The organism is Lentimicrobium sp. L6 (assembly GCF_013166655.1).
In the GTDB taxonomy this organism is placed as follows: domain Bacteria; phylum Bacteroidota; class Bacteroidia; order Bacteroidales; family UBA12170; genus UBA12170.
Window position 1 is genome coordinate 1 of the sequence record NZ_JABKCA010000011.1, and the last position, 15,472, is coordinate 15,472.

A 15,472-nucleotide genomic window follows, 5' to 3' on the forward strand; every position below is an offset into this window, starting at 1 on the left:
CTTGAGAATTACTCATGGTGGTAAAGTTTCTTACAAAAAGGTTGTTATTCAATAGTTAGTAATTTTTTATAAAAGGCTGGCTTTTCTTAAGTGAGAAGTCAGCCTTTTGTTATTTTATAATGAATATTCGTGAGCAAGGCTTTAATAATCAATGGAAATGAGTATATTTGAACTTAAAACTAATCAAATCCCAAATTATGAAAAACATTCACTCTTACTTATTGATAGGCATATTATTAATATCCTCTTTTACTTCATTTTCTCAAATTGAAGTATTGTCGGGGACTGAAAACGGTACTTATATTGCTTTAGCAAATGATATGAATAAGGTGCTTCCCAAGAAGGCTAAAGGAGAAACAGAAGTAGATTTTTTAAATGTAAAAGCCACACAAGGTTCTTCGTTTAACTTCGATTTATTAGCTGATGCCAACCACCCTGCAAAAGCAGCATTTATGCAATTAGATCTTCTTTTATTAAAGAAATCTGAAGACATGTTAAATGGAACAAAAAATACTGAAAACCTTATTGTTTTGATGCCTTTGAACACAGAGGAAATACATTTAGTAAGTAAAGAGGGCTCTGGTATTAATTCATTAAATGATTTAAGTGGTAAAACTGTAGGAATCGGAAACAGTGGTGAAGGGACCTATAGTACAGCTATCTACATACAAAACTCCAGCAAATTAGATTGGAAAAATAGGAATCTGAATACACAAGATGCCATGAAAGCTTTATTGCTTAATAAAATTGATGCTTTCTTTGTGGTTGCTGCAGCTCCTTATGAAATGATTGCTACTATTCCTGTTAATTTTCCTTTGAAAATGCAATTGGCTAGCCTTGAAAACGTGAATGGTTGGGCCGAATACTATACTCCCATTACTATGGAGGCCGAAACATATCCTTGGCAAAAAGAGGTTATAAATACTTTTGGTGTACCTAGTGTTGTTGTAGTAAACAAAAACAAATTAAGTGAAGAAGATATAGCAGATTTAAAATTGTGGAAATCGACTACTATTGAAAATTTGGAAACTTTAAAAACTACAGGACATAGCTCTTGGAAAACGGCTAATCCTGCAGAATGGAACAATTCTATTTGGACATCAATGGAATAATGTTTTAAAATATGATAAAAAAATGCTGCAATCCGATAGGATTGCAGCATTTTTTATTAATGATTAGACTTCTCTAATTCTTGTATACTATCTTGCATCTGCAACAGCTCGCCCAGCTCTTAGTGCTTCAATATTTGCATTGATAATTTTATCTCCTTTTTTCTTAAAGATTAATTTGATAGCCTCCTCAAAAGATTCAAATGGAATATCGATAAATGGAGTAGCGGCTCCTAAGGCGACGATATTACTGGAACGTGGAGAACCTATTTCTTTTGCAATTTTATCAGCATCCAAAATAATCACATTCTTTCTTTCTTTAATTTTAGCTATCACCTCATCCACATCGGGATAATTAGGGATATTTACAAAAGGTGTTGAGTTGGTAATAATCCAGCCATCTTTCTTTAAGAAATCAATGTATCTCAATGACTCCATAGGCTCAACTGACAAAATAATGTCGCATCCACCTTTAGGAATTAAATCGGAAGCAATAGGCTTAGAAGATAAACGGAAGTGTGACTGTACCGCTCCTCCTCTTTGGCTCATTCCATGAACCTCGGCTTGTTTCAAATGAAGATTATTGGACAAAGCACTCATGCCAATAGTTGCAGCGATGGAAAGAATACCTTGTCCACCAACTCCTGCTAATATAATATCTGTTTTCATTTTTTTATATTTTTTATCTGAGGTTCAATTCTCTGATTCTTTCATTTAAGGCTACATTCTTAGTAGTTTGAATACACTGGCGACGAGGAATAATGACAGAAACACCTTTATAAGCCAATTCCTTTTTCATAATCGCAACCATTTCGTCATGATTTTTCTTAAGAGGAGTGAAGACAATGATATGCTCTGGATCTACACCGATTCCTTTACAAATATCTTCAATTTTACCTAGTGCAGCAGAATCTTGTCCGCCTGTCATACCAGTAGTGAAGTTATCGGAAATCATAACTGTTATTGGGCTGCTTTCGTTCACAGCATCAATTAATCCTGTCATTCCAGAGTGAGTAAATGTTGAATCTCCAATAACAGAAACAGCAGGAACTAAACCAGCATCGGCGGCCCCTTTTGCCATAGTGATAGAAGCTCCCATATCTACACAACTATTAATGGCATTATAAGGAGGAAGTGCACCTAAAGTATAACATCCAATATCACTAAATACTCTACCTACACCATAATCACTTAAAGCTTCGTTTAAGGCGTTATAAGCATCAATATGACCACAACCTACACACATGGCAGGTGGGCGATTTTTAACGATATCTTTTACATCTTCAGAAATCTCAGTTACTTCTTCTTCGCTGGCTAACTTTAATGCTTTTGCAATGAGGTTAGGATTTAACTCACCATCTCGGGGTAAACTACCATCTAAACGACCGTGAACTTTTTCCTTGCCTAAATAACCTTTTAATAACTCCTCAATAATTGGATAACCATCCTCAAGTATTAATACCTCGTCACATTCCTTCATTAGCTTTTCAACCTTGGCGCGTGGCATAGGATATTGACCAATCTTTAATAGAGGATGAGTCAATTCGGTTTCAGAATAATTTTCCATCAAGTAATTATAGGCTAACCCACAAGCTATAATTCCTAATTTCTTATCAGTTCCTTCAAAATAATGATTGAATGGAGACTCTTCAGAATCTTCTATGAAACCAGCGAAGCTGTTTAATAATCCTTTGTATTGTTTTCTAGCAATGGATGGAAGAAGAACAAATTGAGTCGGATTAGAAGGTAAAATGAGTTCGTTTTGATCGAGTAAAGGTTTTCTTTCCACACCTGCTCTGGAGTGAGCTAGGCGAGTAGTGATTCTAATCATCACTGGAATACTGAATTTTTCGGACAATTGAAAACCAAAATAAGCCATATCATAAGCTTCTTGTTGGCTGGCAGGTTCCAAAATTGGGATTTGAGCAAATTTTCCGTAATAACGACTGTCTTGCTCGTTTTGTGAAGAGTGCATGCTTGGATCATCGGCCACTGTTACGAGTAGTCCACCATTGGAACCTGTGATAGCGGAATTTATAAAAGCATCGGCTGCCACGTTTAATCCAACGTGTTTCATACAAACCATAGCTCGTTTTCCGGCATATGACATTCCTAGTCCTGCTTCCATAGCAGTTTTTTCATTAGCTGACCACTGGCTGTGAATATTGCGCTCCTTAGCTAAATCGTAATGTTGCACATATTCTGTTATTTCAGTTGAAGGAGTGCCCGGATATGCGTAAACACCAGACATACCGCCGTCAATTGCACCTTGCGCAATGGCTTCAGCACCTAACAATAATAACTTTTGCATGAGTTTTTTATATTTCTTGACCTTAAAAATATTTCAAGGTTTCTTGTGGACTCTTTCTTTTTCGCTAGATTTGGGTAGCTAGCTTCCCTGCCCCTCGGGATTTCAATCGTTTGCAAAAATACAGAAATAACCATTTTGTTTTACCATTAAAAAACACCAGAACTATATATTTAGATTGGGTATAATTAAGAAGGAAACCAAGTGAAACTCAACTTTTAAGTTTTTTTCTTATAGAATGAAGCCTCAATTAATATACCTTTACAATCTATGAAAAAAATCGGATTCCTTTATATTCTCCTTATTATTTTATCAGTTTCGGCTTGTAAGAAATATGATATTGCGGATGGTACTCCCGCATGTATTGAGCAATTGATAAAAGATTTTAACTCCGAAACAGATTGTATTGTGGCAGTAGATGTAAGAAAGTATGAGTTTCAGGGAGGAGAAGTATACCTTTTTAATCCTGGTGATTGTGAAACAGATGAGGGTTCTGAGATATACGATTCGGAGTGCAACAGCATTGGTTTTTTGGGAGGTGTTGATGACAATCAGATCATCAATGGAGAAGACTTCTCCAATGCAATATTAATAAGTGTCATTTGGTCAAAGCAACCATAGTAAAATAAGCACCATGGAAAAAACAAATATCGAAATACTTCAGGATTATGCTAAGTCGAGCAAAAGAGAAATAACAATAAAGGAAACACCCTATCCAAAACCCAAGGGAATTCGTAGAATCATTAAGTATAAAAGAACGGCATTCACTCCACTAAATCCTTCAGAAGAAAGTTTTTTACTTTGGTTTTACGATTACCATACTCCTACTATTGAATTATCAACCTATTGTGGAACTTTCATCCCAATTTCTATTTCCAAAGAAGTCAAAATTCATATTCGAAGCAAAACCATCCTTCATAAACTTCAATTATTTGGAAGAAGTAAACATTTAAAGACGGGCTCCAAATCATTTGACTCAAAAGTACTCATTACTACTAATCATGCTCAAGAAGCTAAAAAGCTATTATCCAAAAACAAGATTCAAAAAGCTATACTCAAAGCTTTATCCTTAGATCCTGCTATGTGTATTTCGGTAAATGAAAAGGATATAGATTTTGTTTCTCAGCTCAAAAATAAATCTTATATCTCCATCCTTCGTCCTGGTTTTTGGTATGTGGAGAAAAAAGAAATAGAATCATTAATAAGAGTTTCAGAATCATTAGAAAACTATTTATTCGAAACATCCTCAAAAAATTCATAGGGGAAATTACCCTGTCTATAGATTAAATATCATTTCCTATTGATTTCATTTTCTGAAAGCCATTTCAGACTATATTTTTACGCCATATTCATCATAAAAATAAGAGGAGGGAAATATGAAGTGGATGGAAAAGAAATATATTATCATATTAATAATCTTAGGTATTGTTTCAGTTAATTATGCTCAAACCACTATTAACGAGTTCCAAGGAAGAACGAGTGCCGAGATTATCTTTAAACCAATCAAGAAGTTAAGTTTAAGCTTTTCACCAGAGCTCAGGTTCGATGAGGATTTCAGTATAGACAATTATCATTTTCAATTGCAAGCAGATTATAAATTCAGTAAGGTATTTAAAGCTGGTGTTCGTTATCGTTTTGTGGTTAATCCAAGAGATGTTAAGGATACCGAATATGCTTCACGATATGGTGTGTTTCTTAAGTTTAAAAAGGAATTTAATGACTTTAGCCCGTTTTTACGTTTGAGTTATACTAACGATGCGGATGAGGATTTTAAGACCGAAAGAAGTAATTATCTTAGATATAAGATCGGTGTTCAATATGATATCCCAAAGTGTAAAATCACACCTGCTATTGGCTTGGAAGCATTTCAGGAATTATCGGGAGATGGTTTGTATAAAATGAGGTATTTTGCTGGTGCCGATTACAAAATTAATAAGAAAAACAGTATTGGACTCGATTACAAATTCGATTATTATAGAACATCCTATTATAACAAACATATCGTAAATCTTACTTATAAATTCAAATTCTAAAAACAAAACCTATGAAAGCTTATATCATATTATTATTTTCTATCACAATGTTGGCCAGTGGATGCCGAAAAGATGATATTGTTGTTGTAGATACGGAAGGAATAGACTATTCTGACTGGAGCGAAAGTACCCATGGTTCTTCTGTTTCACCAGATTATTCCATTGTGTTTAATCAAAATAAAGTTCAACGATTTGATATTGTCATCAGTAGTGACAATTACACAATTATGCAAAACGATTTAGATGAAAACATAGGTAGTAGCGGAGGAGGGCCTGGTGGTGGATTTGGTGTAGATGCTACATCATCTGATTACGATCCTGTTTGGGTACCTTGTTCTTTTAATTATGAAGGCATAGAATGGTATAATGTTGGGATTCGGTATAAAGGCAATTCCAGTTTGACTTCCGCCTACCAATCGGGGAACAATAAACTCTCTTTAAAGCTAGATTTCGATCAGTTTGAAGATGCCATGCCCGATTATCCCAATCAAAGGTTTTACGGTTTCAAACAACTCAATCTGAATAATAATTATGATGATGCCTCATTGATGCGTGAAAAAGTAGGCGCAGATTTGTTTCGAGAATTTGGCTTGGCTTCAGCTCAAACCTCCTTTTGCGTGGTTTATGTTGATTTTGGTGATGGACCTCAATACTTTGGAGTTTATACAATTGTAGAAGAAGTGGACGATACTGTATTGGAAAGCCAGTTTTCTGATGATAGCGGAAACCTATACAAACCCGATGGTGATGCGGCTTCTTTTGCACAAGGTACTTTCGATGAAGGAGAAATGGAGGTAAAAACCAATGAAGAGTTAGCTAATTATGCCGATGTACAATCTTTGTATGATATCATTAATAGTTCAGAAAGAACCATAAATCCTGATACTTGGAAAACCAGCCTAGAGTCTATTTTTGATGTAGACACATTCATTAAATGGATGGCTGCCAATACAACTATGCAAAACTGGGATACTTATGGGATCATGACACATAATTATTATCTATATAATAATCCATCTAATCATAAACTCACATGGATTCCTTGGGATAATAATGAAGCCTTACAAGAAGGAAAACAGGGTGGAGCATTGAGTCTGTCATTAAATGAAGTTAATGATAACTGGCCCCTTCTCAGATATATTAAAGATATTGAGGAATATGATGCCTTATATAATCTATATTTACAACAATTTATTGATGAGGTGTTTATCCCTAGCAAGATGGTTAGCACTTATGAGAATTATTATGAAATGTTACATGATTATGCATATGCAGAAGAAGAGGGTTATACCTTCCTCCGTTATGCTTCTGAGTTTGATGAGGCATTATATGAGCTTCAATCACATGTGCAAACTAGAAATAATAATGTGGAAAGCTACTTATCAAAATAAGATAGTTTATAAGGCTATTAAACTTAACGCCAAATAACAAATTATAATATTAAATTTGCATGAAGAAATAACAAGTTTATTAGAGCTTGGCTTCTTTGTGCAAATATTGAAAAACAAATATATATGTTGAAATTCATCCAAAATACAATATTGAATGTCTCAAAAACAGCAGAAAATATTGTCGATACTCCAACTTGGGAAGACAGCTTTCGGTTTTTAGATATTAAATTAATCAATGTTCCTGATTTTACAGAATTAGTGGTTCGATTTGCTCTCAACTCCATTATGATTCTTTTGGTCATACATTATATGTATGCCAGAACAAGCAAGCGAAAAGACTTTTACTTTAGTTATATTGCCATTGGAGGAACCGTTTTCCTTTTGAGTTTTTTGCTTAATAATGTAAAGCTAGAATTAGGGTTTGCACTTGGTTTGTTTGCTATCTTTGGGATTATTCGTTATCGAACCGATGCTATTCCTATCAAGGAAATGACCTATTTATTTGTGGTGATAGGCATATCGGTAATGAATGCTTTGGCTAGTAAAAAAGTGAGCTATTCCGAATTGTTATTTACTAATGCAGCTATTGTAGCAGGACTTTGGTTCCTCGAAAAAAGGCTCTTATTAAAAGAAGAAAAATCTCTTCGTATTATTTACGAAAAGATTGAGAATATTCATAAAATGAAAGAAGAAGAGTTGAGAGAAGACCTTCAAAATAGAACTGGAATTACTATCATCCGATATGAAATCACCAAAATAGACTTCCTTAGAGATGTAGCTGATATTGAGATATTCTATAGCCCAAAAGAAAATGCTACTCTGATTCAGAATAATGAGTAATTCAGAATTACTTACTTAAAGAGGAAAGAAAAAGCCATTAAAATCATTTTATTGGCTTTTTTGTTGATATGAGAATGGCCATAACAATCAATTTATACAATTGTATAAAGAAATTAGTTATAAAGGCATTTCATTATTGCAATGGTTATTACCGATAGGAAATCATACGTTTTTTTTAAGATTAAATTTAATCCTAACTTCATTTTATCATTGGTATTAGTTCTTCATTCTAAAGAAAAACATTCTTATATTAAACTCGACAGTCACTTTGTCACAAAAACAGTCATAGCTTCTTATTTTTTTGGCTAAATTTGCAGACAAAGCTGTGCTAAATTTATTTATTTGCTAATGGCACAGTTTTAGACTGAACACATTTAAAATTGAATACACAAATAAATAATACTATAATGAGCGAGGCTATAGAGAAAGTAAAAACCCTGATCATTGGTTCAGGTCCTGCTGGTTACACAGCTGGTATTTACGCTGGTCGTGCAGCACTTAATCCTGTGATGTATCAAGGAATGCAGCCAGGTGGTCAGCTAACTATTACTACAGAAGTAGAGAATTTTCCAGGTTATCCAGAAGGAACTGATGGTCCTGCTATGATGGAAGACTTGAAGAAACAAGCTGAAAGATATGGAACTCAAGTAAGATGGGGCGAAATTGTAGAAGCTGACTTCTCAAAAAGACCATTTATCTGTAAAGCCGATGATGGTAATATGATTGAAGCTGAGACCGTAATTATTGCTACAGGTGCTTCTGCTATGTGGTTAGGACTACCTTCTGAAGAAGAGTATAATGGTGGTGGAGTATCTGCTTGTGCTACTTGTGATGGTTTCTTCTATAAAGGAAAAGATGTTGCTGTTGTAGGTGGTGGTGATACTGCTGCTGAGGAGGCTTCCTACTTAGCTAATATCTGTAATAAGGTATACATGATTGTGAGAAGAGACGAGTTAAGAGCCTCTAAAGCTATGCAAGAAAGAGTGAAGAAAAATCCAAAAATAGAAATCCTTTGGAATCATAATACCAAAGAAATTCTTGGAACTTCTCAAGGTTTTGCAAAAACAGTAACTGGGGCATTATTATTAAATAATAAGACCAACGAAGAAACAACAATCAATATCGATGGTTTCTTTGTAGCTATTGGTCACACGCCAAACTCTAAAATATTCAAAGGACAAATTGATATGGACGAAACTGGATATATCAATACGATTCCAGGAAGTACAGCAACAAATATTCCTGGTGTTTTTGCAGCAGGTGATGTACAAGATAAAACTTATCGTCAAGCGATTACTGCAGCCGGAACAGGTTGTATGGCTGCTATTGAAGCGGAACGCTTTATTGGCGAGAATGAGTAAATAGTGACTTCAAGAAAACTCCGATAACTTCGTTATAATCTTTTTGAAAACAGTCATTTACACATGTAAACTCCTTGTTTTTCATAAAGACCAAGCCTCGTTCTCGGAGATTTCTTATCAGTCACGTGAGATTGGATAGGTTCTTTGCTAATACAAAGTGGAATTTAACCTAGAAATAACAAAATCCGTTTAGCCTTAGGCTAAACGGATTTTGTTTTAACACTAACTCTTTGTTGACCTACTCTACCACCAATTTAGCACTCCCCACCATATGGTTTTCGCTTCTTACAATAATGACATATATACCTGCCGACCATTGGCTAATATTTAAGGCCTCCTCCTTTATACCATTGGCTAATTTCTTTTGATAAACCTCCTCGCCAGTTTGATTATACACTGATAATTGCAAACCTGTAACTTCATTTTTATTTTCGATGATTAGCTTAGCAATGGTATGGGCAGGATTAGGATGTATTTGCAACTCTATTTTATCTTTTGTTTGGGCATAATGCTTAGGGCTTTGTAATTCATCTATACCCACAATAGTATGGCAGGTATAGGGTAAAAACCCAGAAACTACACCACCAGGGCATAAACTATCGTATTGCCCTGTCCAATTGGGGTATACAGTATCATAAGTAAAGTCCAGATTACGCTTGCTCATATAAATATCATATTTACCAGAGGAATTATTCTCTTTCATTCTACCTACGGTTACGATTTTGTCATTATAGCTATAAATTAAATTAGCTGGGTCTTTCCATCTGTCATCTTCTTTATAGTCTATGATATTAAGAGCCGTATCAAATTTAATATATCCGTAGTGGTAATTATACTCTTCAATGGTATACAAATACCGCCAAATACTGATAAAACTAGTGTCGCTAATTTGAATAGATCCAGCCAGACGGGTGGAAAAATAATCCTCAGGCATGATTTGCTTTGACACAAAGGATTGCTCTTCTCCATTTTCATTAAAATACATCAACACAGGGTGATGGGTTTGATAGTTACTGCCTATAGCTACAAAATTCCCTTCAGATAAATTGTGAATACTCCAAGGTTTACTATATAGGCTATCATAAATACCAAAGGGCAATATCCATTCCTCTTCCCCATTAGGATTAACCTTAATAAATAAAGACCGAGTTCCCCAACCTTGGGAGGGGTCATTATTAATTGGCCATTCTGCTTCTCCAGCTATATAATAGTCATTTTCTTCACTTATCAATATCTTATCTGGCATGGCATTCCATATCACAGGGTAATCATCCATGGTAGCATAATCACCCTTCCAAATAATATGTCCTTCAGTATTCAGTTTAATTAAATTAATACGCTCTTCATACAACTCTCCATAATCTGCACACAATACAATAATATCCCCATTCTTATCAATCGCTATATCCTTAGCAAAAGAATATTCGGGCCATTCAAATATTTTACACCATTCTACCTCCATACAGGCATTTAATTTGGATACCCACGGATTAGCAACGCCTGTAAAATTGCTTATCCCACACATAATAAGTCCACCATCTTCATGATTCTTCATGGATAATATATAGTTTTGATAGGTAGAATCCATTCTTCTTTCCCAAAGATAATAACCATTTATATCCGTTTTTTTAATAAAAGTTTTACCCTCCATGAATTCCTCATAATTGGCATGGAAAATATAACCTTTATCATAATGTTCTATATCATTTTTATAAGCCAAAGCCGATTCATTATTATTTTGCGCCCCATACCACCTTTCCCAAGTGGTATCAGAGTAGATAAATTGAGCATTTGCATAAATTGAAAAAAACAGAAATATATTTATTAGAAAATTTCTCATTTGCTTTATTTTAAAAAGGGAAAAGGAATGCAAATAAATTGCATTCCTATCTCCCATGGATTCTCATCTTCCAAATTTACTTAATTATACCGATGATTAATCAAAATTTGACTTTATTTCCCTATGGTCATAAAGCCGATTTGATTATATATCGGCATAAACCAATGTAACAAGCAAAATGGCTTAAAAGCGCATTTTGGTGTACATTTGGTATCATATTAAATGTAGAACTTTTGATGGTTTGTTATCTTGTTTTACTCCACCACCAATTTAGCACTCCCCACCATATGGTTTTCGCTTCTTACTATAATCACATACATACCTGATGACCATTGGCTAATATTTAAGGCCTCCTCCTTTATACCATTGGCTAATTTCTTTTGATAAACCTCCTCGCCAGTTTGATTATACACTGATAATTGCAAACCTGTAACTTCATTTTTATTTTCGATGATTAGCTTAGCAATGGTATGGGCAGGATTAGGATGTATTTGCAACTCTATTTTATCTTTTGTTTGGGCATAATGCTTAGGGCTTTGTAATTCATCTATACCCACAATAGTATGGCAGGTATAGGGTAAAAACCCAGAAACTACACCACCAGGGCATAAACTATCGTATTGCCCTGTCCAATTGGGGTATACAGTATCATAATTAAAGTCCTGATTACGTTTGCTCATATAAATATCATATTTACCAGAGGAATTATTTTCTTTCATTCTTCCTACGGTTACGATTTTGTCATTATAAGTGTGTACTAAATCTGAAGGCCCAGTCCACCTGTCATCTTCTTTATAGTCTATGATATTTAGAGCCGTATCGAATTTAATGTATCCAGAATGATAGGTGTATTCCTCTGAGGTATTTTTATATAAAAAAATACTAAAAAAGCTAGTGTCACTTATTTGAATGGCTTCCCCTAATCGAGTGGCGAAATAATTCTCAGGCATAATTTGCTTTGAAACAAAAGATTGTTCTTCTCCATTTTCATTAAAATACATCATAACAGGGTGATGGGTTTGATAGTTACTGCCTATAGCTACAAAATTTCCTTCTGACAAATTGTGAATACTCCAAGGTTGGGTATATAGGCTATCATAAATTCCAAAAGGCAATATCCACTCCTCTTCCCCGTTGGGATTAACCTTTATAAATAAAGACCGAGTACCCCAACCTTGTGAGGGGTCATTATTAATTGGCCATTCAGCCTTCCCAGATAAATAATAATCATTTTCTTCGCTTATTAATATTTTATCAGGCACGGCATTCCAAATCACAGGGTAATCATCCATGGTAGCATAATCACCCTTCCAAATAATATGACCTTCAGTATCCAGTTTGATTAAATTAATACGTTCTATATCGCCATAACCAAAACCATAGCATAAAACAATAATATCACCGTTATTATCTATAGCTATATCCTTAGCAAATGAATATTCGGGCCACTCAAACAATTTACACCATTCCACCTCCATACAGGCATTTAGCTTGGCTACCCAAGGATTACCTATATCATTATAGTAGCTAACACCACACATTACAAGTCCTCCATTATGGACATTCTTCATAGATAGCATATAAGTCTGATAAGTAGAGTCCAATTTCCTTTCCCAAAGATAATAGCCATTTATATCTGTTTTTTTAATAAAGGTTTTCCCGTCTGCTATTTCTTCATAATTGGCATGGAAAATATAGCCTTTATCATAATGTTCTATATCGTTTTTATAAGCCAGAGCCGATTCATCATTATTTTGTACTCCATACCATCTTTCCCAAGTAGTATCGGAGTATATATATTGTGAAAAGGAAGATAAACTTAAAAAAAGAATTAGAATTAATAGGATCGTTGATTTCATAATTGTATTTTTTAGAAAGGCAGGAATTGACTTTGTCAATTCCTGCCGGATTCTCATCTTCCAAATTTACTTAATAATATTGAATGTGGTACTATTAATAGCTTTACCATCAATTTTTAGAGTAATAATATAGTTGCCTGATTTAAATGATTTTAAATCTATGGTCTTACTGTCTTGTTTTTGTTCGATGGCAATGTTATCTAAACGCTTACCGGTGGAGGTTTCTGTAATCACCAATTCGGCCGATTGAAATGCTATTTTAATATCGTATTCACAAATCACATAATCTCTGGCTGGATTGGGATACATATTGATTTCAGCATATTCTTCTTTTGGTATATTTATATCAAAAGGCTCGGTAATTAGAGCCGATTTGTTTTCGAACTCCGGTAAATATATGGGGGCTTGATATTCTTTCTCGCCCAAATAGATGAGTAAATTGCGAGCCCAAGCCGAAGCTAAATTCACCGTATCCTTTGATAATAGAAGTATTTCAGCTTTTTCAGTATCAGTTAGCTCATAAATACTTCTATTATTGTTTTTTACATTGGCCAATATCTGATAATATTCTTGCAATTTATCTAATTCGTAGGCATCCTCATTATCCAAAGTAAAGTCTGTTGCTATGGAGTTCAATACTTGATTGGCAGCTGTGGTTTCATTATTCTGTAAGTAAATACCTGCCAATTGATAGCGCGATTCTATATTCTGTGATTGACTTAATAAATACAAAATACTATCGCTATTATTATTTACAGTATCGTGAGTATAGCGGGCCAATATATGATTGAAGGCATTGCTATATTCAGCTTTGCTATTTTGCAATTGTGCTTCTAAATTCTCTTTGGCACCTATAATGGTTTGCCCATTAATAATTTGCTGTTTCATATATTCGGGCATGGGGTTGGTCCTGCTTTTGGGAATTTGTATTTGAGTAGGCTTTCTGATAATTCAAAGGAGCATAAATTTCATCATTAAATTGATGTTAGATAGGATCTTTGTTTTGTAGTGCCTTAATGCAAATATATGTAGGTTAATTTCAAACTTTGATTAATAATACTACAGAAAATTAATGAGGAAACCAGCCTTTCTTTTTTCTACTTACTTGAAAAACTCAATTAGACTCAGAATGATTCAATAAAAACTCCTTAGCAAACTCCTTCCCAACTTGTTCGCGGGCGTTATAAATGAAATCTACTCCATTATCGTGAAGTTCTTTGGCCTGATCGCGGAACTCACATACTGCACCAATTTTAATTCCACTGTGCTCAATATTTTTAAGTTCAATACTTGTATTTACATTAGAGGTATGATTACTAAAAGACAAGAATATCATATTAATTTTACTTAAATCTACATTTTGCCAAAAATTACTATCTGTAGCGTCTCCCCAAATCACATTCTTATTTTCTGACTGAGCTCCTTCCACAGTATCATGATTATAATCCACTCCAACTACTTTGTCATTATATTCTTGGCAAACTTGCCGATAAACGGAACGTCCTATCCTTCCCATCCCACAAACCAACACCTCAGCATCTCCTAAATTGCTTGGTTCGTCATCGGGGTGAACTTTACTGGAATTCAAACGCATTAGTTGTGGTTTAAAATGGTTGAATATCTCATGTGCTCTATGGTTAAATGGAGCAGCTATTAAGAATGATAAACTCAAAGCTAATGCTAAAGTAACCAACCAACTTGACTCCATCCAACCTGCTTGCACACCAATTGCCGCTACTATCAAACCAAATTCACTATATGTTGACAAGCTTAACGTTGTTAGCAAAGAGGTACGCGCTCGAAGATTGAAACGAGTAAACAAGTACATAAAAAGACCCGATTTTAAAACCAGCATCATTGTCATGATTACAGCAATGAGCAAGGTACTCCAAGTGGGTAATCCTGACAGTCCTATCTCAAAAAAGAAGGCAATCAGAAAGAAATCTTTATAGCCACCCATATGTGTAGATAGTTCTTTAGCCCGACCATGATTTCCCAATAAAACCCCCATAATAAGCGCCCCTAAGTCAGCTTTTAAACCCACCATATCGAAACTCATTGCACCTGCCACAAAAGCTGCAAAAAAGCCAAAAAGCGTTAATAGCTCTCCGTGATCAATGGTTTTTAAAATGCGATAGAAGAGAAATCTTATTAAATAGAGATAAACCGGAAGTCCAAGAGCCCAAAGACTAGGGATTTCATTCTTTGAAATCGTTAAAAAGATAACCGCCAGAACATCTTGTATGACCAGTATCCCAATGGCTATATTTCCGTGGAAGGAATTGACTTCTCCACGCTCCTCTAATATTTTAATGGTAAAAACAGTACTGCTAAAACTTAAAGCGAATCCAATGATCAGAGCAGTTTTAAAACTAAGAGGAGTCAAATATCCTAACCCAATGGTAGAAATAATGCTTATCAAACTTGCAAACACCAGTGTAGTTATAACAGAATGAATCCCTGCACTAGCCCATATTTCCTTATGCAGCAGTGATTTAAGATTTATTTTAAGCCCAATATTGAATAATAAAAGCATCACACCCAATTCCGCTAAGGCATGAATAGCAATATTACCTTCTGACATACCAATAAAGTTCAATAAAAATCCTGTAGCCAAGAATCCTATTAAAGGAGGTAGATTTACTTTTTTAGCCAAAAAGCCAGCTATGAAAGCAATACTGATCCAAATTGCGTCGATATGCCAAGTTGCAAACATTGGTAACAAAGATAC

The 15,472-nt window shown here is 34.7% G+C and carries 13 protein-coding genes; 7 read left to right on the forward strand and 6 right to left on the reverse strand.

All coding sequences use genetic code 11. The annotated features are described in order from the left end of the window. Positions 1–197 precede the first annotated feature (197 nt). The gene (locus tag HNS38_RS04130; protein WP_172284600.1) at positions 198–1,112 is read left to right on the forward strand and encodes a TAXI family TRAP transporter solute-binding subunit; all 915 of its coding nucleotides are present in this window, start codon (positions 198–200) and stop codon (positions 1,110–1,112) included. A gap of 87 nt (positions 1,113–1,199) precedes the next feature. Here HNS38_RS04130 and HNS38_RS04135 read toward each other — a convergent pair whose 3' ends face one another. Beyond that, positions 1,200–1,778, reverse strand: coding sequence for an indolepyruvate oxidoreductase subunit beta (locus HNS38_RS04135; RefSeq protein ID WP_172284602.1), 579 nt, complete (start codon positions 1,776–1,778; stop codon positions 1,200–1,202). A gap of 13 nt (positions 1,779–1,791) precedes the next feature. Beyond that, entirely contained in the window at positions 1,792–3,420 is a 1,629-nt protein-coding gene (locus HNS38_RS04140) for a thiamine pyrophosphate-dependent enzyme (protein WP_172284604.1), read from the reverse strand. A gap of 267 nt (positions 3,421–3,687) precedes the next feature. On the opposite strand from HNS38_RS04140, the gene HNS38_RS04145 reads away from it, so the two are divergent. The 6 genes from HNS38_RS04145 to trxB all read left to right on the forward strand — a co-directional run bounded on the left by HNS38_RS04145 (position 3,688) and on the right by trxB (position 9,042). Further along, positions 3,688–4,038, forward strand: coding sequence for a hypothetical protein (locus HNS38_RS04145; RefSeq protein WP_172284606.1), 351 nt, complete (start codon positions 3,688–3,690; stop codon positions 4,036–4,038). Positions 4,039–4,051: 13 nt separating this feature from the next. Continuing rightward, entirely contained in the window at positions 4,052–4,678 is a 627-nt protein-coding gene (locus HNS38_RS04150) for a hypothetical protein (protein WP_172284608.1), read from the forward strand. Positions 4,679–4,802: 124 nt separating this feature from the next. Beyond that, entirely contained in the window at positions 4,803–5,450 is a 648-nt protein-coding gene (locus tag HNS38_RS04155; RefSeq protein ID WP_172346016.1) for a DUF2490 domain-containing protein, read from the forward strand. A gap of 11 nt (positions 5,451–5,461) precedes the next feature. Further along, a complete protein-coding gene (locus HNS38_RS04160; RefSeq protein WP_172346017.1) occupies positions 5,462–6,841 on the forward strand; it encodes a CotH kinase family protein in 1,380 nt (459 codons plus the stop codon). A 123-nt stretch (positions 6,842–6,964) separates the two neighbouring features. Further along, positions 6,965–7,681 (forward strand): DUF4956 domain-containing protein, encoded by a 717-nt coding sequence (locus HNS38_RS04165; protein ID WP_172284614.1) that lies wholly within the window; start codon positions 6,965–6,967, stop codon positions 7,679–7,681. Positions 7,682–8,088: 407 nt separating this feature from the next. Next, positions 8,089–9,042: a thioredoxin-disulfide reductase gene (trxB, locus tag HNS38_RS04170; protein WP_172284616.1), complete on the forward strand. Its 954-nt coding sequence runs from the start codon at positions 8,089–8,091 to the stop codon at positions 9,040–9,042. A 238-nt stretch (positions 9,043–9,280) separates the two neighbouring features. Here the strand turns inward: trxB and HNS38_RS04175 are convergent, their stop codons facing one another. The 4 genes from HNS38_RS04175 to HNS38_RS04190 form a co-directional block, all read right to left on the reverse strand. After that, the gene (locus HNS38_RS04175; RefSeq protein WP_172346018.1) at positions 9,281–10,882 is read right to left on the reverse strand and encodes a T9SS type A sorting domain-containing protein; all 1,602 of its coding nucleotides are present in this window, start codon (positions 10,880–10,882) and stop codon (positions 9,281–9,283) included. Between the two features lie 254 nt (positions 10,883–11,136). Continuing rightward, positions 11,137–12,741 carry a T9SS type A sorting domain-containing protein gene (locus HNS38_RS04180; RefSeq protein WP_172346019.1) on the reverse strand — a complete coding sequence of 535 codons (1,605 nt, stop codon included), beginning with the start codon at positions 12,739–12,741 and terminating at the stop codon, positions 11,137–11,139. Positions 12,742–12,807: 66 nt separating this feature from the next. Continuing rightward, the gene (locus HNS38_RS04185; protein ID WP_172346020.1) at positions 12,808–13,629 is read right to left on the reverse strand and encodes a T9SS type A sorting domain-containing protein; all 822 of its coding nucleotides are present in this window, start codon (positions 13,627–13,629) and stop codon (positions 12,808–12,810) included. 226 nt (positions 13,630–13,855) lie between these two features. After that, positions 13,856–15,457, reverse strand: coding sequence for a cation:proton antiporter (locus HNS38_RS04190; RefSeq protein ID WP_253916461.1), 1,602 nt, complete (start codon positions 15,455–15,457; stop codon positions 13,856–13,858). Between the last annotated feature and the right edge of the window lie 15 nt (positions 15,458–15,472).

Coding starts and splice junctions, on each gene's coding strand:
- HNS38_RS04130 (WP_172284600.1), top strand. CDS start 198: ATGAAAAACATTCACTCTTACTTATTGATAGGCATATTATTAATATCC.
- HNS38_RS04165 (WP_172284614.1), top strand. CDS start 6,965: ATGTTGAAATTCATCCAAAATACAATATTGAATGTCTCAAAAACAGCA.
- HNS38_RS04185 (WP_172346020.1), bottom strand. CDS start 13,629: ATGAAACAGCAAATTATTAATGGGCAAACCATTATAGGTGCCAAAGAG.
- HNS38_RS04180 (WP_172346019.1), bottom strand. CDS start 12,741: ATGAAATCAACGATCCTATTAATTCTAATTCTTTTTTTAAGTTTATCT.
- HNS38_RS04175 (WP_172346018.1), bottom strand. CDS start 10,882: ATGAGAAATTTTCTAATAAATATATTTCTGTTTTTTTCAATTTATGCA.
- HNS38_RS04145 (WP_172284606.1), top strand. CDS start 3,688: ATGAAAAAAATCGGATTCCTTTATATTCTCCTTATTATTTTATCAGTT.
- HNS38_RS04140 (WP_172284604.1), bottom strand. CDS start 3,420: ATGCAAAAGTTATTATTGTTAGGTGCTGAAGCCATTGCGCAAGGTGCA.
- HNS38_RS04150 (WP_172284608.1), top strand. CDS start 4,052: ATGGAAAAAACAAATATCGAAATACTTCAGGATTATGCTAAGTCGAGC.
- trxB (WP_172284616.1), top strand. CDS start 8,089: ATGAGCGAGGCTATAGAGAAAGTAAAAACCCTGATCATTGGTTCAGGT.
- HNS38_RS04190 (WP_253916461.1), bottom strand. CDS start 15,457: ATGTTTGCAACTTGGCATATCGACGCAATTTGGATCAGTATTGCTTTC.
- HNS38_RS04160 (WP_172346017.1), top strand. CDS start 5,462: ATGAAAGCTTATATCATATTATTATTTTCTATCACAATGTTGGCCAGT.
- HNS38_RS04155 (WP_172346016.1), top strand. CDS start 4,803: ATGGAAAAGAAATATATTATCATATTAATAATCTTAGGTATTGTTTCA.
- HNS38_RS04135 (WP_172284602.1), bottom strand. CDS start 1,778: ATGAAAACAGATATTATATTAGCAGGAGTTGGTGGACAAGGTATTCTT.